Raw genomic sequence first — 19,882 nt, forward strand, 5'->3', positions numbered from 1 at the left:
GCAGGTTCAAGCCCCGAGCATGGGCAGATTGAGCCCCTGCTCGCGGGCGCAGTCGATGGCGATCGGATAGCCGGCGTCGGCATGTCGCATTACGCCGCTTGCCGGGTCGTTGTGCAGCACCCGGGCGATGCGCTCGGCGGCCTCGTCAGTGCCGTCGCAGACGATCACCATCCCGGCGTGCTGGGAGAAGCCCATGCCGACGCCGCCGCCGTGGTGCAGCGAGACCCAGGTGGCGCCGCTGGCGGTATTGAGCAGGGCGTTGAGCAGCGGCCAGTCGGACACGGCGTCGGAGCCGTCCTGCATGGCTTCGGTCTCGCGGTTGGGGCTGGCCACCGAGCCGGAGTCCAGGTGGTCGCGACCGATCACCACCGGCGCGGAGAGTTCGCCGCTGCGGACCATCTCGTTGAACGCCAGGCCGAGCTTGGCGCGCTGGCCCAGGCCGACCCAGCAGATTCGCGCCGGCAGGCCCTGGAAGGCGATGCGCTCGCGGGCCATGTCCAGCCAGTGGTGCAGGTGGGCGTCGTCGGCGATCAGCTCCTTGACCTTGGCGTCGGTCTTGTAGATGTCCTCGGGGTCGCCGGACAGCGCGGCCCAGCGGAACGGGCCGACGCCGCGGCAGAACAGCGGACGGATATAGGCCGGGACGAAGCCGGGGAAGTCGAAAGCGTGCTCGACGCCCTCCTCCAGCGCCATCTGGCGGATGTTGTTGCCGTAGTCGAAGGTCGGCACGCCCTGCTTCTGCAAGTCGAGCATGGCCTGCACGTGCACGGCCATGGACTGCTTGGCGGCCTTGACCACCGCCGCCGGCTCGCGCTGGGCGCGCTCGCGGTACTGCTCCCAGCTCCAGCCGATGGGCAGGTAGCCGTTGAGCGGGTCGTGGGCGCTGGTCTGGTCGGTGACCATGTCCGGGCGCACACCGCGCTTGACCAGCTCAGGGAGGAGCTCGGCGGCGTTGCCGTGCAGGGCAATGGAGATGGCCTGGCCTTCGGCGCAGTACTTGTCGATGCGCGCCAGGGCGTCGTCCAGGTCCTGGGCCTGCTCGTCGACGTAGCGGGTCTTCAGGCGGAAGTCGATGCGGCTCTGCTGGCATTCGATGGTGAGCGAAGTCGCGCCGGCCAGGGTGGCGGCCAGGGGCTGGGCGCCGCCCATGCCGCCGAGGCCGGCGGTCAGCACCCACTTGCCCTTGAGGTCGCCGCCGTAGTGCTGGCGGCCGGCCTCGACGAAGGTCTCGTAGGTGCCCTGGACGATGCCCTGGCTGCCGATGTAGATCCAGCTGCCGGCGGTCATCTGGCCGTACATCGCCAGGCCCTTCGCGTCCAGCTCGTTGAAGTGTTCCCAGGTGGCCCAGTGCGGCACCAGGTTGGAATTGGCGATCAGCACCCGCGGCGCGTTGCTGTGGGTCTTGAACACGCCGACCGGCTTGCCCGACTGCACCAGCAGGGTCTCGTCGTCGTTGAGCTGCTTCAGCGACTCGACGATGGCATCGAAGCACTCCCAGTTGCGCGCGGCCCGGCCGATGCCGCCGTAGACCACCAGTTCCTTGGGGTTCTCCGCCACGTCCGGGTCGAGGTTGTTCATCAGCATGCGCAGCGGCGCCTCGGTCAGCCAGCTCTTGGCGTTCAGCTGGGTGCCGCGCGGGGCGCGGATTTCGGTGTCACGGAATTGGCTCATTGCTGATTTCTCGAAAAGAATCCTAACGCTGGCATGGCTAGATCGTGCTTGCAGGCACTCAAACTCTAGGCACTTTCCCCGGCAGCAAGGCCGCGGCGGCGACGTACCGAGCCAGACACCCCTTTACTTGTACACACAAGCATATGCAAGCAAGGGGCCAACACATGACTGACATTGGCAAGCTCATCGCCAAATCGCCGAAGGGCTCGAATACTCTAGGAAATGTGACCGGTCAGTCCCGCCAGATCGATACGGGCAACCCAGGCACGCCTGTTACCCGAGCGGCGCGGCGCGCAGATAGGGAGCAATGCGAGCACCAAGATGGGGCCCGCGGTAACAAGGCTACTCAGTTCAGGGCCGCGTCGATCCGCGCCGCGACCTCGGCCGGGACCCAGGTCGACCAGATATCCCGGTGCTCGCGGTAGAACTGCCGACTGACGTCCTCGGCCTCGCTGTGCTGCTCGGACATCCCGGCGAGGATGGCGTTGAACAGCGGCAGGGGAATCTGCACCTTGTCGAATACCTTGACCAGCTCGGGGGCGCTGGCATGGAAGTCGCGGGAGACGCCGATGGAGATCTTCGCCGGCAGCGAGCGGCTGCCGACGGGGTTGGGATGATTGCCGTCGATCAGGGTTGCCCAGGCCTTGGGGTCGAACGGCGGCTCCTCCAGCTGCACCAGGTCGTAACGCCCCATCAGCGGCGTTGGCGACCAGTAGTAGAAGAGGATCGGCTCCTGCCGGCGGATCGCCGAGCTGATCGCCGCGTCCAGTGCCGGCCCGGCGCCGGTGCGGAAGTTCACGTAGCTGTCCGTCAACCCGTAGGCCTTGAGCTTCTGCGAGTTGACCACGGCACAAGTCCAGCCGCTCGGGCAGTTGTAGAAGCGCCCCTTGTCCGGCTCCTCGGGGTCGCGGAACAGCGCCTTGTAGCGCGGCAGGTCACTCACCGACTTGAGCCCGGCCGCCGGAGCATCGCCCCCCTTGACCAGATACTCGGGCACCCACCAGCCCTCGGTCGCCCCCTGTACCGGCTCGCCGACGGCGAACACCTCGCCGGCCTCCTCGGCCTTGCGCCAGATCTCGCTGCGCCCGGCCCATTGCTCGGCGATCACCTGCACATCGTTCTGCTTAAGTGCGTTCTCCATGGTCAGGGTGTTGCCCGGCAACGCGTCGGTCTGACAGCCATAGCCCTTCTCCAGCAGATCGCGCAGCACCTGGGTGGCGAACATGCCGCTTTCCCAGTTGAGCCCGGCGAACACCACGGTGCTCGGATAGGGGCAGGGGGCCGGCGCGGCCAGTGCAGGGGCGCAAGCCAGCACCCCCACCAGGGTCAGCACAGCGAATACAGGACGAAGCAGCGGCATGGCAATCTCCCGGTCAACCGCAAGGGGATGTCGCCTCTGCCCTGGCTGAGAGCCAGCGGCAGACGACTACCAAGGGTTTAGACCCGGGCGGCAGATTTGCCCAGTTTTTCCGCGATCTGGCGGACGCCGAGCAGCCGCGAGCTCGGCGCGAAGCGGCCCAACGACCCGTTGCGGTGCGAATGGCTCCGCTGGGCGGCTAGGGCTTGATCTCGCCGTCCGCCGTCCGCCAGATCAGGGCCTCGGTGTCATAGCCCTGCTCGCGCGCCACCTGTAGCAGATTGTCGCGCAGCGCCGGATCGACTTGCGGGCTGCGCGCCAGCAGCCACAGGTAGTCGCGATCGGGATGGCCGACCAGGGCGCTCTGGTAGTCGTCGTCGAGATAGAGTAGCCAGTACTCGCCTTGCGCCACGCCGGGCAGCAGGCGGCTGAACCAGTTGTCGAAACGCACCCACAGCTTGTCGGTCTCGCCCGCCACCTGCGGCACGGCCACGCCTTCGACCTGCTGCCACTCGCCCTCCCGGGTACGGCAGCGGTTGACCACCGCCAGGCTGCCGTCGGCCTGCAGGGCATAATGCGCCTCGGACTGGGCGCAGTTGCGCTGGAAGAACATGGGCAGGCGTGCCCACTCGTACCAGGTGCCCTGGTAGCGCTGCAGATCGACGGCGTCGACGGTCTGCGGCGGCACCGGCCCGGTGCCGGAGTTGACGCAGCCTGCCAGCAGCGCCGCCATCATCACACTCAACACGCCACGCATCCTGACCTCCTTACTTGAGTCCCTTGCCGGAGAACATCAGCACCTGATCGCCGGCGAACTGCACGCTGATGAAGCTCTGCTCGTCGCCCCAGGTGCAGCTGGTGATGCCCAGGGCGCCGGCGCATTCGCTGGGCGCACCGAGCAGCTGCTCGACCTCGGGCTTGCTCATGCCGGCCTGCAGTTTCGAGTAGTTGGCCTGGTTGACCTTGTTGCAGGCGACCAGCAGCACAGAAGCTGCGATCAGGGCGAGGGCGCGAAACGACATGCAGGGACTCCGCTGGATAAAGGTTCGAGCCCGCCTGATGCAGGCCCGCGATACGCTCGGTTGGACGTCAGAAGCGCGAGCCGGGTTCCTCGAGGAAGCGCAGTTCCTCCTCGCTCGAGGCGCGACCGAGAATCGCATTGCGATGGGGAAAGCGGGCGAAGCGGGCGATTATTCGCTGGTGGCGTTCGGCGTAATCGAGGTAATCGGCGAACAGCTTGTGCTCGGCGGCAGGCGCGGCATCGAGCAGGCGACTGAAGCGTCGCACCGCCTCGTCCTGCAGCAGCAGGTCCTCGGCGTGCTCCAGCACCAGGTAGATGAACACCCGCTGGATCGGCGCCAGCGCCGCTTCGCGCTCGCCATCCAGGCCGTCCAGCACCAGCTGGCGGGCACGGGCGTCACCGGCGAAGGCGCGCGGGTCGTCACGATGGATCATGCGCGGCAGCTGGTCGAGCAGCAGGGTCAGCGCCAGCCAGCCTTCGGCCTGCTCGGCCCAGTCGCCGAGACCACCGGCCAGGGCCTGCTCGACCAGGGCACCGAAGCGTTCGCGGGCCTCGGCATCCTGGCTGTCACGCTTGCCGAACCACAGCCCGGAGCGCGCCGCGGCCACCTCGCCCGCCGTCGTCAGGGGGCCGAACCACCAGTCGAGCAGAGGCTGCCAGGGCGCGCTCATGGTTCACTCCTGGTGGTAGGCGGTAACGCGCTCGACTTCCTGCTTGGAGCCGAGGAACACCGCCACCCGCTGGTGCAGCGAGCTCGGCTGGATGTCGAGAATGCGCTGGGTGCCGTTGGTGGCGGCACCGCCGGCCTGCTCGATGATGAAGGACATCGGGTTGGCCTCGTACATCAGGCGCAGCTTGCCGGGCTTCTCCGGCTCGCGGGCGTCGCGCGGGTACATGAAGATGCCGCCGCGGGTGAGGATGCGGTGCACGTCGGCCACCATCGAGGCGATCCAGCGCATGTTGTAGTTCTTCTCCAGCGGCCCGGTCTCGCCGGCCAGCAGCTCGCCGACGTAACGCTGCACCGGCGCCTCCCAGTGGCGCTGGTTGGACATGTTGATGGCGAATTCCTTGGTGGTCTCCGGCACCTTGATGTTGTCGTGGGTCAGCACGAAGCTGCCCAGCTCGCGGTCCAGGGTAAAGCCCTTGACGCCGTTGCCCAGGGTCAGCAGCAGCATGGTCTGCGGGCCGTAGATGGCGTAGCCGGCGGCGACCTGCTGGGTGCCCGGCTGGAGGAAGGCGTCCTCGCCCAGGTCCCCCACATCGCCATTGCGCTCGGGGCAGCGCAGTACCGAGAAGATGGTGCCGACCGAGACGTTGACGTCGATGTTCGACGAGCCGTCCAGCGGGTCGAATACCAGCAGGTAGGCGCCCTTGGGGTAGCGGCCGGGAATCTGGTAGGCGTTGTCCATCTCTTCGGAGGCCATGCCGGCCAGGTGGCCGCCCCACTCGTTGGCTTCCAGGAGGATCTCGTTGGACAGCACGTCGAGCTTCTTCTGCACCTCGCCCTGTACGTTCTCGGTTTCCATGCTGCCGAGCACGCCGCCCAGGGCGCCCTTGGACACCTGATGGCTGATCGCCTTGCAGGCCCGTGCCACCACTTCGATAAGGAAACGCAGATCGGCGGGGGTGTTGTGGCTGCGGGTCTGCTCGATCAGATAGCGGCTCAGGGTAACGCGGGACATGGACGGCTCCGGGAAGGAAGAAAAATCGCGCGCAGTTTAACCCTTTATCGGCTTCGGCGCCTCAGCAGGTGGATGGAAGGCCCCGGAGCAGGCCTCCATCGCGGGCTTGAGCTCAATGGCTGGGTGCCCGGCGCAGCAAGCTGGCGGCCATCAGGCCCAGCACCGCCACGCCCAGCAGCAGCACGACCCACAAGCCCCAGCGCTTCCAGTCCGGAGCGGAGCCCGGCGGCGACATCGCCTGCACCTTGGCGCCCGCCACCACCTCGGCCGAGGCGAGCTGTTCCAGGCGCTGCGGACGAAAGCCCGGAATCAGCGTTTCCAGAGGCAGGGCCGCCGACACCGCGTCGGCATTGCCCAGCGCCAGCCGATAGGGCGGGCTGCCACGGCCGAGAAACACCAGGTGGGTGGCGCGCACGCCGATCCGCAGGAATGGCGCGGCGCCCAGCCCGCCGCCGCGCGCGTCCACCTGCAGGCGCAGCTGCTGCACGGCGACACCGGGCAGGGCCAGTTCATCCTGTCGCTGCTCGCCCTCCGGCTCCGGCAGGCGATAGAGCAGGCCGCTGCCCAGTGTCCGCCAGCGGCCCTGACCGCCACCGCGGCCACTGACCCGCACCGGCACCAGGCGGTTGTCCTGGCCCAGTTCGAGGCGGATCCGCTGCACCGGCAACGTGCGTGGCAACTTCCAGCGGAAAGAGTCGTCGGCGGCGCGGTCGGCCGGCAGCGGCTCGGACCACACCAACGGCAACGACAGGCTGCCCGCTGGCCGACTGAACAGGCGCGCGACGGTCAGTGGCGGCGCCTCTCGCGGGCTCTCCCACATCAGCCGCAGGTAGCGCGCCTGCCGGCCCGGCAAGTCGATCTGACGCCGTTCGATGCGCTCGTCGGCAAACGACAGGCGTGCCAGCTGCGCCTGCCCCCAGGAGCGCCAGGTGCGCAGGTCGTCACTGGCCTCGATGCGCAAGCGCTGAAAGCCCTCGTGGTCGCTGCTCCAGTCCAGCTCCAGGCGCACCAGGGGGTCCTCGACGGCGCTGGCATCGAGCAGCCAGCCGCGCCGGGCAGAGGCCTGCGCCGATGGAGCCGTCTCGACCAGTTCGATCAGCGTGCCCCTGGCGCTGCGCTGCACGCGCAGGCCCGGCGAGTCCGTCAGGTCGTCCGCTTCGGCATGCAGCGCGAACCAGCGCACCTCGTGCTCGTGCAAGGTCTCCTCGGCCGGGCTGCGCACCAGGGCATAGGCCAGGGGCTCCCCCTCGCCGTTGAACACCCGCAGGTCGCGCAGGTCGGCGAAATCAGCCGCCAGGTGCACGGCCATGGGCAGTTCCAGGCGATACCAGGGGCCCTCCCCGGTCAGCGCCAGGGGCAGCTGCCAGGCGTAGTCGCCGGGCCGCTCCGCAGCCTGGCCGACAAGGCTGCACAGCAGGCCCACAAGCAGCAGCCAGGCGCGTCCAGGGTGCTTGTTAATGCTCATGCCTGCTCCTGTTTCATCTGGCCCGCCTCGTCTTTTCTGGCGGGTGGCAAGGGGGCGAAATAACCGACCACCAGGAGCAGCCCGCCGACGCCGATAAAGGACACGATGCGCTCCAGCCCGCCGCGGTTGCCCAGCTCGACGAAGAACAGCTTGGCCACCACCACGGCGATCAGCAGCGCGCCGAGCAACCACAGCTCGCGGCGCTGGCGCAGGTGACCGAAGACCATCAGCGGCAGGGCGATCAGGGTCCAGACGATGGACAGCCCGGCCTGCACCAGCATCGAGTCGAGCAGGATCGGCAGGCGGTAGGGCACTCCGCCCCAATGGTGCGCCGTGCGCATCACCAGGGCGGTGAACAGGGCGAACAGCGAGGCGCCGAGCAGTCCCTGGAGCAACAGGCGGCCGCGTGCGGCCGACATACCCAGCTGCGGCAGGCTCACCGAAGACCAGGCATAGAGCGCCGCCAGGGCGAGCAGCAGGCCCAGCTCCAGGGGGTTGAGCAACGGCAGGTAGGGCAGCGGCGCGGCGCCACCGTCACTGGCGAGGTTGGCCAGCCAGAACCAGGCGAGCATCGACAGGGCCAGCGGCAACGCCGCCAGCACCCGGTACTCGCGAGGGTGCTCAACCAGCGGCCAGGGCCACTTCTGCGGCTTCGCCATCCACCACAGGTAGGCACTGGGCAGCAGCGCCCAACCGAGCCAGCGCCAGGCGTTGTAGTGCGCGGACAGGGCGAGGAACTGGTAGCGCAGCTCCAGGGCCAGCACCGCCAGCAGCAACCAGCAGCCGAATACGTGGGCCGCGCTGCGGGCGCCGCCCGGCAGCTTCGGGCCCAGGCGGCGCTGTAGCCAGAAGTGCGCGGCGAACAGCACCGGCCAGGCCAGCCAACCGAGATGGGCCAACGGCTGGTAGCGCAAGCTCCAGCTCTGCAGCAACACCGCCGCCGCAACCGGCACCAGCAGGCACGCGAGCAGCGCCAGCTGCGGCCAATCCCGGCGCAGCGCCACTGTCCCGGCCAGCACCGCGCTCAGCGCGGCCGCCAGCAACAGGGCGCTGCTCTGCAGGCCGGTACTGGCGACGAAGCGCAACACCTCGGCGGCCAGCGCCAGCCCCAGCCAGGCCACGCCCCACACCAGCAGCCACAGGGCCAGCGGCGCACCCGTGCGCTCAAGCAGCGGCAAGCCCTCGCCCCGCTCCAGCATGTGCAGCCACCACGCGGCAAACAGCGCGGCGAGCGCCAGGGACGCGGGGGCCCAGAACTCGGTATGGAGCAACGGCCGCAACCCGTCGCCGTCGCCCGGGACGAGCAGCAGCTCAAGGCCGACAAGCACGGCCAGGGCGCAGGCGAACTGCAGTCCCAGGGCGAAGAGGAAGCCGGCACGCTGCTGCAGGTGCAGGCTGAGCCCGAGCACCAGCAACGCACCGGCGCCGTATACGGCGCCACTGCCGGGCAGTCCGAGCACCCGAGCCAGATACAGCCAGACCAGGCCCAGCAGCGACAGCGCCGCCAGCCCCAAAAGCAGCCGGCGCTCTCCGCCCAGGCGCAGCACGCGCATCGCGGCGAACACGCCAGCGATCAGCAGCCCGGCAACCAGTGCGGCGGCCAGCAAAGCAGTTCCGTCACGCCCGTCATCGAACAGCGGCGCGCTGCCCATCTGCAGCGCAAGCAACAGGCCGCCGAGCAGCTGAACCGCGCAGGCCGCCAGCAGCAGGCCCCGCGCCTGCAGGCGCAGGCCGAGCAGCAGGGTCAGCAACCCCGCTGCCGCCCAGGCGATCACCGTGCCGGCGGCAGCGAAGCTCAACGGCGCCATCAGGTAGAGGAACGCCAGGCCGCTGCCGGCCAGCAGCGGCAGGCCGCGGCGCTCCCAGGTACTGCTCGCTGCCGCCGGCGCCAGGCGCAATTGCCAGGCGCTGAACGACAGCGCCACGCCGAGCAGCAGGGCGCCCAGCACCGCGCCGCTCAACAGGCTGTCCTGGCCGCCGCGCAGCTCGCCGAGGTAGGCCAGCGCCGCACCGAATTGCAGCAGCAGGGCGAAGGCCCGTGCCAGGCCGCGGCGCTGATGCAGGGCCAGCCAGTAGACACCGGCGCCCTCCACCGCCCAGGCCGCCGAGGTCCAGCCCGCATCCAGGCCCAGGGGAATCGCCAGGCTGGCGAACACCACCCCAAGGGCCAGGCAGGTTTCCACCAGCAGCAGCGCCCGCCCTGCGGTACGCCCGGCCAGCACCCGGGCCAAGGCCAGATACAGCAGTCCCAGGCCCAAGGCGCTGAAGGCGGCGGCGAACTCGATGTGCTGCACCAGGGCGAACTGCAGGCCGAAACCGATCAGGGGCGGACCGAGCAGCACCGTGGCGTCGATGTAGTCGCCCTGCTCGGCCGACCAGCGCAGCAGCTCGCCGCGCTCGGCGGGGGCAGCGGTTGCCTCGCGCAGCTTGCGCCGGGCAAACAGCAGGCCGATGGCCAGGTACATCAGGAAGAACAGCCACAGGAACGGCGCGGTGCTCCAGAGCAACTCCGGGGTGTAGGCGCGCAGGCCCCAGGCCAGGCCGATGCTGAAGGTGCCGACGAAACCGATCAGGTTGAGCAGACGCCAGGCCTTGAACCAGGCGATGGCGAAGATGCCGGCGTTGAGCAGGGCGAAATAGCTGAACAACGCGACATGGTCGCCGCTGCCGGTGGAGGTCAGGATGGGCGCGGCGAAGCCGCCCAGGGCCGCCGCCGCGGCCAGGCCCAGGGCATTCTGCGCCACCGCGAGGATCGCCGAGGCGCAGGTCACCAGCACCAGCAGGGCCAAAGCCATGCTCGCGGGCAGCAGCGGGTGCAGGCGCATCGCAGCGAATACCGTGAGGTAGAGCACGGCGACCCCGGCGCCCTGGAGCATCAGGGCATAGCCGGGATTGCGCAGGCGCAGCCACCAGCCCAGGCCAAGCAGAGCAATGGCGCTGGCCGCGACGCCGGCATAGCGCAGCTCCACCGGCAGCACCAGCCCCTCGGTGGCGTAGCGCAGGAGGAAGGCCAGGCCGAGGAACAGCAGCACGACGCCAACCCGCAGGACGGTGTTGCCGCCTAGCAGCCAGGCCTTGGCCAGGCTCAGCGCACGGTCGAGCGCCGTTGGCTGGCGCGGCACTTGGGACCCGCCGTCCTCGGCGGACCGCGGCGTGCCGGCCGCCTGGGGAGCGGACTGAACGTCCTCGGCGACGGCCGCGAGCGGCTCCGCCTCCGGACTCGCCTCCGCCGCATCGGCCCGCGGCTCCAGTTCGAGGCTCCAGTCCAGCTCGACCTCGGCCGCGGCGCCGGGTTCTTCGCCGGTGGAGCCCGGCGCGGGCTGCGCCGCCTCGGCCTTGTCCAACGCCTGCTCGACCTTGAGCAGGCGTTCGTGGACGGCCGTGGTGCCACGCTCGAAACGCGCGGCAAAGTTCTTCAATTCCGCCGCCAGTTCGCCGTTCTGCCGCACCAGCGCCTGCAGCCTGAACGCCTGACCCAGGCTCAACCCCAGCAGGCCACCGAGCAGCGCCGCGCTCGGCGACTCGCCGACCAGCGTCCCCAGCACCACGCCAACCAGCATGAAAATCCATTGCATGCAGCAGTTCCCGATCCGTTGAACAGATTCGCCCACGTCCCTGCACGGGAGCCCGGTGTCCGGGGCGATATCCCAGTATAGGGGCCGACATCCTCGTTATTCAGGGAGACGTCCGCCGCGACCAAGGCAGGCACACTGAGGCTACCGGCGATGCGAAATACCGACCAACCGGCAGAAGCTTGTTCACTTTTTCACCAGCACGGCTATCATCGCCCGCCGCACAGCCGATACCTGCCGATAGCCCGATGAAGAACAACCTGATCGCCGCCGCCGAACTCGACCGCCTGGACACCTGGGCCAAATACACCAGCGACATGTGCCACAGCTGCATGTCCAGCTGCTGCACCCTGCCGGTCGAGGCGCGCATCGGCGACCTGATCCGCATCGGCGTGGTCGACGACTTCGAGCGCGGCGAACCGGCCAAGAACATCGCCAAGCGCCTGCAGAAAGACGGCATCGTCGAGCGCTTCAACCAGAAGACCGGGGTCTTTACCCTGGCGCGCATGAGCAACAACGACTGCCTGTATCTGGATCGCCAGTCGCGCCTGTGCACCATCTACGACAAGCGCCCCGACACCTGCCGCAACCACCCCAAGGTCGGTCCGCGCCCGGGCTACTGCGCCTACAAGCCGAAACCCCTGAAGTAGGCCCGCAGCCTGAAAATAAGCCCCCGCCGGCGAGAGCCGACGGGGGCTTTTTCGTTTGCCCACGGAGGCGGCTCAGGCGCGGCCGATCTCGCCGTTCAGGCTCGGCTGGACGATCTCGATCCAGTAGCCGTCGGGGTCGGTGATAAAGGCGATGTTGCGCATCGAGCCCTGCTCCAGGCGCTTGACGTAGTTGACCCCCAAGGCCTCGAAACGGGCACAGGCGGCCTGCACGTCCGGCACGGCGAAGCAGATATGGCCGAAACCGCGCGGCTCCTTGTTGCCGTTGTGGTACTGGGTGTCGTCGTGCTCGCTGCCCCAGTTATGGGTCAGCTCCAGCACCGACTGACGGCCGAAGGTGTAGCGCTGACGCTCGGCGACGTCCTCTGGTACCGCCTCGCCCTTGGTCATCGCCAGGAAGTACAGGGAGAACTTGCCTTCGGCGAAGTCCAGGCGGCGCAGCAGGCGCATGCCCAGCACGCGGCTGTAGAAATCCAGCGAGCGCTGCGGATCCTTGATGCGCAGCATGCTGTGGTTGAACACGTAGTCCTGGGTGACTGCATCCGGCTCGAGGCAGACCCCGGCCTGGGTTTCCGTATTGAACGCCATAAAAATCTCCGAGGCTGAAAGTCCGGGTGATTGTAGGGACGCGGGGACCCGCGCGGGTAGCCGCCAGCTACTACCTGAGACGCCAGCGAGAGCCCGACCCGGCCATCCGCCAGACGCGCTCATCGCACAGTCCCTGCAAGGCTGCGCGCGCACAAAAAACCCCCGCCGGCCTGCGCCGACGGGGGTTCTTCATTCAGCCTGACGAATCAGTTCTTGGCTTTCTTGGCAGCGCGGGTGCGCTCGCCTTCGTCCAGGATCTTCTTGCGCAGACGGATCGACTTCGGCGTGACTTCGCACAGCTCGTCGTCCTGGATGAACTCCAGGGCCTGCTCCAGGGTGAAACGAACCGGCGGCACCAGCGCGATGGTTTCGTCTTTACCGGAAGCACGCATGTTGTCGAGCTTCTTGCCCTTGGTGGGGTTCACGCCCAGGTCGTTGTCGCGGCTGTTCAGGCCGACGATCTGACCGTTGTAGATTTCCTGGCCGTGCTCGACGAACAGCTTGCCGCGCGCCTGCAGGGTTTCCAGGGAATAGGTCAGGGCCTTGCCGGTATCGATCGAAACCAGTACGCCGTTCTGACGGCCGGACATGTGGCCGGACTTCATGGTGTCGTAGCGATCGAAGATCGAGGTCAGGATGCCGGCACCGTTGGTCAGGGTCAGGAACTGGTTACGGAAACCGATCAGGCCACGAGCCGGGATGTTGTACTCCAGGCGCACACGGCCCTTGCCATCCGGCACCATGTTGCTCAGGTCGCCCTTGCGCAGACCCATCTCTTCCATGACCTTGCCCTGGGCGTCTTCCGGGATGTCGATGGTGACGTTCTCGAACGGCTCCTGCTTGACGCCGCCGACTTCACGGATGATCACTTCCGGACGGCCTACGCCCATCTCGAAGCCTTCGCGGCGCATGTTCTCGATCAGTACCGACAGGTGCAGTTCACCACGGCCGGAGACCTTGAACTTGTCAGCCGAGTCGCCCTCTTCGACGCGCAGGGCCACGTTGTACAGCAGCTCCTTGTCCAGACGCTCCTTGATGTTGCGGCTGGTGACGAACTTGCCTTCCTTGCCACAGAACGGCGAATCGTTGACCTGGAACGTCATGGAAACGGTCGGCTCGTCGACGGTCAGCGGCTTCATCGCTTCGACGTTGTTGATGTCACACAGGGTGTCGGAGATGAACAGCTCGTCCATGCCGCTGATGCAGACGATGTCGCCCGCGGTGGCTTCTTCGACGTCCACACGGTGCAGACCGTGGTGGCCCATCAGCTTGAGGATACGGCCGTTGCGCTTCTTGCCTTCGGTGTCGATGGCGACGACCGGGGTGTTCGGCTTGACGCGACCGCGGGCGATACGGCCAACGCCGATGATGCCCAGGAAGCTGTTGTAGTCCAGTGCCGAGATCTGCATCTGGAACGGGCCGTCAACGTCGACCTGAGGAGCCGGTACGTGGTCGACGATGGCCTGGTACAGCGGGCTCATGTCTTCGGCCATGGCGGTGTGATCCAGACCGGCGATGCCGTTCAGGGCCGAGGCGTAGACGACCTGGAAGTCGAGCTGCTCTTCGGTAGCGCCGAGGTTGTCGAACAGGTCGAAGATCTGATCCAGCACCCAGTCAGGACGCGCGCCCGGACGGTCGACCTTGTTGATCACCACGATCGGCTTCAGGCCGGCTTCGAAGGCCTTCTTGGTCACGAAGCGGGTTTGCGGCATCGGGCCGTCTTGGGCGTCGACCAGCAACAGGACGGAGTCGACCATCGACATCACGCGCTCCACTTCACCGCCGAAGTCGGCGTGGCCGGGGGTGTCGACGATGTTGATGCGGTAGTCGTTCCAACGGATGGCGGTGTTCTTCGCCAGGATGGTAATGCCGCGCTCTTTTTCCTGGTCGTTGGAGTCCATCACGCGCTCGTCGTTGAGCTCGCCGCGCTCCAGGGTGCCGGACTGACGCAGGAGTTTGTCTACCAGGGTGGTCTTACCATGGTCAACGTGGGCAATGATGGCGATGTTACGTAGATTCTCGATCACTTTATGTATCTCGATCAGTGGATTCGGTGTGCCGCGAAGTCTGGGCGGCGGAGATTGACTAGTTGCGAATTCGGCCAGGCGGTGCAAAGACCTGGCGGCAGCTTCAGGCTGCCCCGCGGTCGGGGGGGCGATGGCGGATGCTGCCGCCATTCAGCCCGGGGGTCTTATGTCGGACGATAAACGCGCACATTGGCATGCCCCTCGCTCAACAGATGGTGGGCATGCAGGCGGCTCATCACCCCCTTGTCGCAATACAGCAGGTACTGGCGGGTCTCATCCAGCTCCTTGAACTTGCTGTTCAGGGCGTAGAAAGGCAGCGCCTGAACCTCGATGCCGGGCAGTTCCAGCGGCTCGTCGTCGACCGCGTCGGGGTGACGGATGTCGATCACCACATGGCCGGCCAGGGCCTCGTCGACCTCCTCGACCTGCACGTCCTTGCCCAGCTCGTCGATCACCTTGTCGATCGGCAGCAGGGTGGCGCGCTCCAGGGCGCGCTCGAGAATCGCCATGTCGAAGTGCGATTCCTCGTAGGCGATGCGCTCGGGCTTGGCCTTGGTGGTCGGGTTGACCGAAATCACCCCGCAGTATTCGGGCATGTGCTTGGCGAACTCGGCGGTGCCGATGGCATAGGCGGTGTCGATGATGTCCTGCTTGTGGCTGGCGATCAGCGGCCGCAGCACCAGCTTGTCGGTGGCCGAGTCGATCACCGAGAGGTTCGGCAGGGTCTGGCTGGACACCTGGGAAATCGCCTCGCCGGTAACCAGGGCATCGATCTGCAGACGCTCGGCCATGCGCGTGGAGGCGCGCAGCATCATGCGCTTGAGGATCACGCCCATCTGGCTGTTGTCGACCTTGCCGAGGATCTCGGCCAATACTTCCTCGAACGGCACGCTGATGAACAGCACGCGCTGGGAACGGCCGAACTTCTGCCACAGGTAGTGGGCCACTTCCATCACGCCCAGCTCGTGGGCGCGGCCACCGAGGTTGAAGAAGCAGAAGTGGGCGACCAGGCCGCGGCGCATCATCTGGTAGGCGGCGACGGTGGAGTCGAAGCCGCCGGACATCAGCACCAGGGTCTGCTCCAGCGAGCCCAGCGGATAGCCGCCCAGGCCGTTGTGCTGGCGATGGACGATGAACAGGCGCTGGTCGCGAATCTCCATGCGCACTTCGACCTCGGGCTTCTTCAGGTCGATGCCGGCGGCGCCGCATTGCTGGCGCAGCTGGCTGCCGACGTAGCGCTCGATGTCCATCGAGGTGAAGCTGTGCTTGCCGCCGCGCTTGCAGCGCACGGCGAAGACCTTGCCCGGCAACTGGCCGGCGAAATGGGTCTTGCACTTGTCCAGCACGTCGTCGAAGTCGCCCAGTGGGTACTCGTGGACTTCGAGGAAATGGATCAGGCCGGGGGTGCAGCGCAGCCGCTCGATCATCTCCTGCAGCACTTTCGGCTCACTGATCGCGGTTTCCACCTCGAGGTTGTCCCACACACCGCTGACCTGCAGCTGCGGATCGAGATCGCGCAGCACGGTACGGATGTTCTTGGCCAACTGCCGGATGAAATGCTTGCGCACCGGGCGGCTCTTGATGGTGATTTCGGGGAAAACTTTAACGATCAGTTTCATGAAAACAGTGCGTGCCGGGGCAGCCGAAAAACAGGGGCGCGGATTATAGCGGAAATTGTTCAAGCTTTGATCAAAAATCCCACCCAGCAAATGCAGCGCACCAATTCAGAGCACGCCAGAATTTATCCGCCCCATTATGGTGCGAAAAACAACGCAATATCGCCACGCAGCCCGCGCCGCCCCTGAGATTGAGCCATTTAGCCCATTCCGGGGCACTGGCATGCAATTTGCTCCCTTGTGAGGCAGGTTGTCCTGGCGGACTATCGCGCCGGGCTTCATCGAACTATTGAGGGCTCACAGTTGAGCCTTATCCATCTGGAGGACAGCATGTCGAAGTCGATTCAACTGATTAAAGAACACGACGTGAAGTGGGTTGACCTGCGCTTCACCGACACCAAGGGCAAGCAGCACCACGTCACCATGCCGGCTCGCGACGCCCTGGACGAAGACTTCTTCGAGCACGGCAAGATGTTCGACGGCTCCTCCATCCACGGCTGGAAAGGCATCGAAGCCTCCGACATGATCCTGATGCCGGTCGACGAGACCGCCGTGCTGGATCCCTTCACCGAAGAGCCGACCCTGATCATCGTCTGCGACATCGTCGAGCCGAGCACCATGCAGGGCTACGACCGCGACCCGCGCTCGATCGCCAAGCGCGCCGAGGAATTCCTCAAGACCACCGGCATCGGCGACACCGTATTCGTCGGCCCGGAGCCCGAGTTCTTCATCTTCGACGAAGTGAAGTTCAAGTCCGACATCTCCGGCTCGATGTTCAAGATCTACTCCGAGCAGGGTTCCTGGATGACCGACCAGGACGTCGAAGGCGGCAACAAGGGCCACCGCCCGGCCGTCAAGGGCGGTTACTTCCCGGTTCCGCCGTGCGACCACGACCACGAAATCCGTACCGCCATGTGTAATGCCATGGAAGAAATGGGCCTGGTCGTCGAAGTGCATCACCACGAAGTGGCCACTGCCGGCCAGAACGAAATCGGCGTGAAGTTCAACACCCTGGTGGCCAAGGCTGACGAAGTTCAGACCCTGAAGTACTGCGTGCACAACGTCGCCGACGCCTATGGCAAGACTGCTACCTTCATGCCGAAGCCGCTGTACGGCGACAACGGCTCGGGCATGCACGTGCACATGTCGATCTCCAAGGACGGCAAGAACACCTTCTCCGGCGAAGGCTATGCCGGCCTGTCCGACACCGCCCTGTACTTCATCGGCGGCATCATCAAGCACGGCAAGGCGCTGAACGGTTTCACCAACCCGGCGACCAACTCCTACAAGCGTCTGGTCCCGGGCTTCGAAGCCCCGGTCATGCTGGCCTACTCGGCGCGCAACCGCTCCGCCTCGATCCGCATCCCGTACGTGTCCAGCCCGAAGGCCCGCCGCATCGAGGCGCGCTTCCCGGACCCGGCCGCCAACCCGTACCTGTGCTTCGCCGCCCTGCTGATGGCCGGCCTGGACGGCATCCAGAACAAGATCCACCCCGGCGACGCGGCGGACAAGAACCTGTATGACCTGCCGCCGGAAGAAGGCAAGCTGATCCCGCAGGTATGCGGCAGCCTGAAGGAAGCCCTGGAAGAGCTGGACAAGGGCCGCGCGTTCCTGACCAAGGGCGGCGTGTTCTCCGACGACTTCATCGATGCCTACATCGAACTGAAGAGCGAAGAAGAGATCAAGGTGCGCACCTTCGTGCACCCGCTGGAATACGACCTGTACTACAGCGTCTAAGCCGGCCGCGCGCCATCCAGGCGCGCGACTCGAAAGGCCCCGCCCGGCTCTGCCGGCGGGGCCTTTTTTATGGCTATGTACCAACGATGTGTTGCGAGTACTAATCTAAACGGCAGAGTTCCAATCAGGAGGTCTGCCGATTATGGATACTCAAGCCTTTCACCACTGGCTGGCTCAACTGAGCCAACTCAGCGCCCATCAGAAATCTACGCTTCATCAGGCACTGCGGAACCCGCCGGCGACAGAAGTGCTCGATTGCCTGCCGGCGCTGCAGCGTTGCCCGCATTGCCAGACCAATGCGAATCAGCTTGCGCCCTGGGGTTGGTCGCGCAGTCTGCGCCGCTATCGTTGCCGTAGTTGTCGACGGACTTGCACCGCGCGCTCAGCAACAGGCCTTGCCCGCCTGCACTACCCCGAACGCTGGAAAGACTACGCCCAGGCACTGATTGACGGGCTTAGCGTGCGCAAGGCGGCCCAGGCATGCGGCATCAGCAAAAACACCGCTTTCCTCTGGAGGCACCGCTTCCTGGCTGCAGCGGCTGAGCATCACGCCACGCATGAGGCAGGGATTGTCGAAGTGGATGAGACGTTCTTTCTGGAGTCCTTCAAGGGCCAGAGGCAGTTGCCTCGGCCGCCCCGTAAACGAGGTGGGGTGAGCGTGACCCGCGGCACGGGTAAAGACCAGATCCCGGTGATGGTGGTGCGCGACCGGGAGGGCCACACCGCTGACTTCAAGTTGGCCAAGCTCGATGCCAATCATGTGCGAGAGGCGTTGATGCCGCTGATCGACCGGGAGGCCGTGCTCTGCAGTGACGGGGCGGCAGTCTATGCCAGCTTTGCCCGGGCACAGGGCATCACCCATCAGGTCGTGCATGCCCGCCCCGGCCAGCGAGTGCGCCAAGGCGCTTTCCATATTCAGAACGTCAACGCCTACCACAGCCGCTTGAAGAGCTGGATGACCCGCTTTCACGGCGTGGCCACCCGCTACCTCCCGAATTACCTGGGCTGGCGCCGCATGCTAGAGCGCTATCAGCGGAATATTCGGCCGGCTCACTGCATTCAGGAGGCGGTAGGCAGAACCCTGCAACACGCTATTGGTACATAGCCTTTTTTATGGGCGACATTCACAGCTCGACGGCGCCGCGCTTGCCAGGGCGCCCAAGCGGTGCAAGGCTTAGCAGCACGATACCCGGGAGATTGGCCATGCGCCGGATGCTCACCTGCCTGCTGCTGTCCCTGCCACTGCTGGCCAGTGCGCAGATCTACAAGTACACCGATGCCCAGGGCAATACGGTCTTCACCAACCAACCGCCGGACGGCAGCGCCGCGCAAAGCGTCGAGTTGCCGCCGACCAACACCGTGCAGATGCAGGCCCCCAACACACCGCCGGCGTCCAGCTCGCCAGCCGAGCCGCAAGCGCCCTACCGCACCCTGCAATTGACCGACCTGCCCGACGACGCGGCACTGCGCGCCAACAACGGCACCTTCAGCGTCGGCGTCAGCCTGGAGCCGGCCCTGGCCTCCTCCCACCGCCTGCGCCTGCTGCTCGATGGCCAGCCCTACGGCCAACCGAGCAACGGCACCTCGCTGCAGCTGACCAATATCGCCCGCGGCGAGCACAGCCTGGCGGTCGAGGTACTCAATGGCACCCAGCGCATCCAGCAGAGCGACACCGTCACCTTCACCGTACAGCGCATCAGCGTGAACAGCCCGGCCCGGAGCGCGCCGTGACCACCAACCCCCAATGCATGCAGATCGCCCTGTTCTGCCTGAGCCTGCTCTGCCTGCCGCTGCAGGCCGCGGTGTACACCTATATAGACGCCGACGGCAACCGGGTCTTCACCGACCAGCCCGGCACCGGCAACGCCCAGCGCATCGAGCTGGCACCGTCCAACAGCATGCCCGCGCCACCCCGCGCGGCACCACCGGCGCCCGAGCCCAGCGCGCCGCAGGCGCCGGCCTATCAGCTGCTGCGCATTCTCGTGCCGCAACCCGACGCAACCATCCGCGACAGCGCCGGCAACCTGATCGTCACCGCCAGCAGCGACCCGGCGCTGCTCCCGGGCCACGGCTACCGCCTGCTGCTGGACGGTCAACCCCTGGGCGAAGCCAGCCGCAGCCCGGTCTTTCCCTTGGAGAATATCGACCGCGGCACCCACCAGCTGGCGGTGGAAATCGTCGACGCCCAGGGCCGCACCCAGGAGCGCACCCCGAGCCAGCCGCTCCACATGCTGCGCATCTCCCTGGCGCAGAAGCGCATGGTGCGGCCGTGCAAGAAAGCCGACTACGGCGTGCGCCCGGAGTGCCCGCTTAAGGACAAGCCGCCGGAAAAGAAAGACATCCCGCTGATCCCCTTCATCTGACCTCCCGGCAGCCGCACCACATTGGTGCGGTTGCGTGCACCGCTTTCTATACTCTCCCTGTTTTGGTTCACCCGCAGCCGGGGCCCACGCGCCGAAACACGGCTGCCGGCGTCGA

General features: G+C 66.5%; 16 protein-coding genes. 5 read left to right on the forward strand and 11 right to left on the reverse strand.

Annotation, left to right across the window (positions count from 1 at the left end; all coding sequences use genetic code 11):
* Window positions 1–6: 6 nt before the first annotated feature.
* The 8 genes from hutU to KDW96_RS09965 form a co-directional block, all read right to left on the reverse strand.
* Complete coding sequence (gene hutU / locus KDW96_RS09930; RefSeq protein ID WP_255840247.1) at window positions 7–1,671, reverse strand: urocanate hydratase; 1,665 nt, start codon at window positions 1,669–1,671, stop codon at window positions 7–9.
* 346 nt (window positions 1,672–2,017) lie between these two features.
* Window positions 2,018–3,031 carry an ABC transporter substrate-binding protein gene (locus KDW96_RS09935; protein WP_255840248.1) on the reverse strand — a complete coding sequence of 338 codons (1,014 nt, stop codon included), beginning with the start codon at window positions 3,029–3,031 and terminating at the stop codon, window positions 2,018–2,020.
* Between the two features lie 196 nt (window positions 3,032–3,227).
* A complete protein-coding gene (locus KDW96_RS09940; protein WP_255840249.1) occupies window positions 3,228–3,785 on the reverse strand; it encodes a lipocalin family protein in 558 nt (185 codons plus the stop codon).
* 10 nt (window positions 3,786–3,795) lie between these two features.
* On the reverse strand, window positions 3,796–4,050 hold the full coding sequence (bamE, locus tag KDW96_RS09945; RefSeq protein ID WP_213639654.1) for an outer membrane protein assembly factor BamE domain-containing protein: 255 nt from the start codon (window positions 4,048–4,050) through the stop codon (window positions 3,796–3,798).
* A gap of 67 nt (window positions 4,051–4,117) precedes the next feature.
* Window positions 4,118–4,720, reverse strand: a complete 603-nt coding sequence (locus KDW96_RS09950; RefSeq protein ID WP_255840250.1) for a DUF924 family protein — start codon at window positions 4,718–4,720, stop codon at window positions 4,118–4,120.
* Window positions 4,721–4,723: 3 nt separating this feature from the next.
* Window positions 4,724–5,731 (reverse strand): class 1 fructose-bisphosphatase, encoded by a 1,008-nt coding sequence (locus KDW96_RS09955; protein ID WP_213639656.1) that lies wholly within the window; start codon window positions 5,729–5,731, stop codon window positions 4,724–4,726.
* A 112-nt stretch (window positions 5,732–5,843) separates the two neighbouring features.
* Window positions 5,844–7,196 carry a DUF3999 domain-containing protein gene (locus KDW96_RS09960; protein WP_255840251.1) on the reverse strand — a complete coding sequence of 451 codons (1,353 nt, stop codon included), beginning with the start codon at window positions 7,194–7,196 and terminating at the stop codon, window positions 5,844–5,846.
* Window positions 7,193–10,771, reverse strand: coding sequence for a DUF2339 domain-containing protein (locus tag KDW96_RS09965; protein WP_255840252.1), 3,579 nt, complete (start codon window positions 10,769–10,771; stop codon window positions 7,193–7,195). Before KDW96_RS09965 ends, KDW96_RS09960 begins: the two co-directional genes overlap by 4 nt.
* A gap of 245 nt (window positions 10,772–11,016) precedes the next feature.
* On the opposite strand from KDW96_RS09965, the gene KDW96_RS09970 reads away from it, so the two are divergent.
* Complete coding sequence (locus KDW96_RS09970) at window positions 11,017–11,418, forward strand: YkgJ family cysteine cluster protein (protein WP_255840253.1); 402 nt, start codon at window positions 11,017–11,019, stop codon at window positions 11,416–11,418.
* A 72-nt stretch (window positions 11,419–11,490) separates the two neighbouring features.
* On the opposite strand, the gene gloA is transcribed toward KDW96_RS09970, so the two are convergent.
* From gloA to thiI, 3 genes are all read right to left on the reverse strand, one after another.
* Window positions 11,491–12,024: a lactoylglutathione lyase gene (gene gloA / locus KDW96_RS09975; protein WP_255840254.1), complete on the reverse strand. Its 534-nt coding sequence runs from the start codon at window positions 12,022–12,024 to the stop codon at window positions 11,491–11,493.
* Between the two features lie 206 nt (window positions 12,025–12,230).
* Window positions 12,231–14,051: a translational GTPase TypA gene (gene typA, locus KDW96_RS09980; RefSeq protein ID WP_255840255.1), complete on the reverse strand. Its 1,821-nt coding sequence runs from the start codon at window positions 14,049–14,051 to the stop codon at window positions 12,231–12,233.
* Between the two features lie 164 nt (window positions 14,052–14,215).
* A complete protein-coding gene (thiI, locus tag KDW96_RS09985) occupies window positions 14,216–15,670 on the reverse strand; it encodes a tRNA uracil 4-sulfurtransferase ThiI (RefSeq protein ID WP_255840256.1) in 1,455 nt (484 codons plus the stop codon).
* Window positions 15,671–15,997: 327 nt separating this feature from the next.
* On the opposite strand from thiI, the gene glnA reads away from it, so the two are divergent.
* The 4 genes from glnA to KDW96_RS10005 all read left to right on the forward strand — a co-directional run bounded on the left by glnA (window position 15,998) and on the right by KDW96_RS10005 (window position 19,767).
* A complete protein-coding gene (gene glnA, locus KDW96_RS09990; protein WP_255840257.1) occupies window positions 15,998–17,404 on the forward strand; it encodes a glutamate--ammonia ligase in 1,407 nt (468 codons plus the stop codon).
* Window positions 17,405–17,546: 142 nt separating this feature from the next.
* Window positions 17,547–18,509 carry an IS1595 family transposase gene (locus tag KDW96_RS09995; protein ID WP_255837515.1) on the forward strand — a complete coding sequence of 321 codons (963 nt, stop codon included), beginning with the start codon at window positions 17,547–17,549 and terminating at the stop codon, window positions 18,507–18,509.
* Window positions 18,510–18,607: 98 nt separating this feature from the next.
* Window positions 18,608–19,135, forward strand: a complete 528-nt coding sequence (locus KDW96_RS10000; protein ID WP_255840258.1) for a DUF4124 domain-containing protein — start codon at window positions 18,608–18,610, stop codon at window positions 19,133–19,135.
* A 17-nt stretch (window positions 19,136–19,152) separates the two neighbouring features.
* Window positions 19,153–19,767 (forward strand): DUF4124 domain-containing protein, encoded by a 615-nt coding sequence (locus tag KDW96_RS10005; protein ID WP_255840507.1) that lies wholly within the window; start codon window positions 19,153–19,155, stop codon window positions 19,765–19,767.
* Window positions 19,768–19,882 lie beyond the last annotated feature (115 nt).

The sequence above is a fragment of the Pseudomonas benzenivorans genome (genome assembly GCF_024397895.1).
GTDB lineage: Bacteria > Pseudomonadota > Gammaproteobacteria > Pseudomonadales > Pseudomonadaceae > Aquipseudomonas > Aquipseudomonas benzenivorans_A.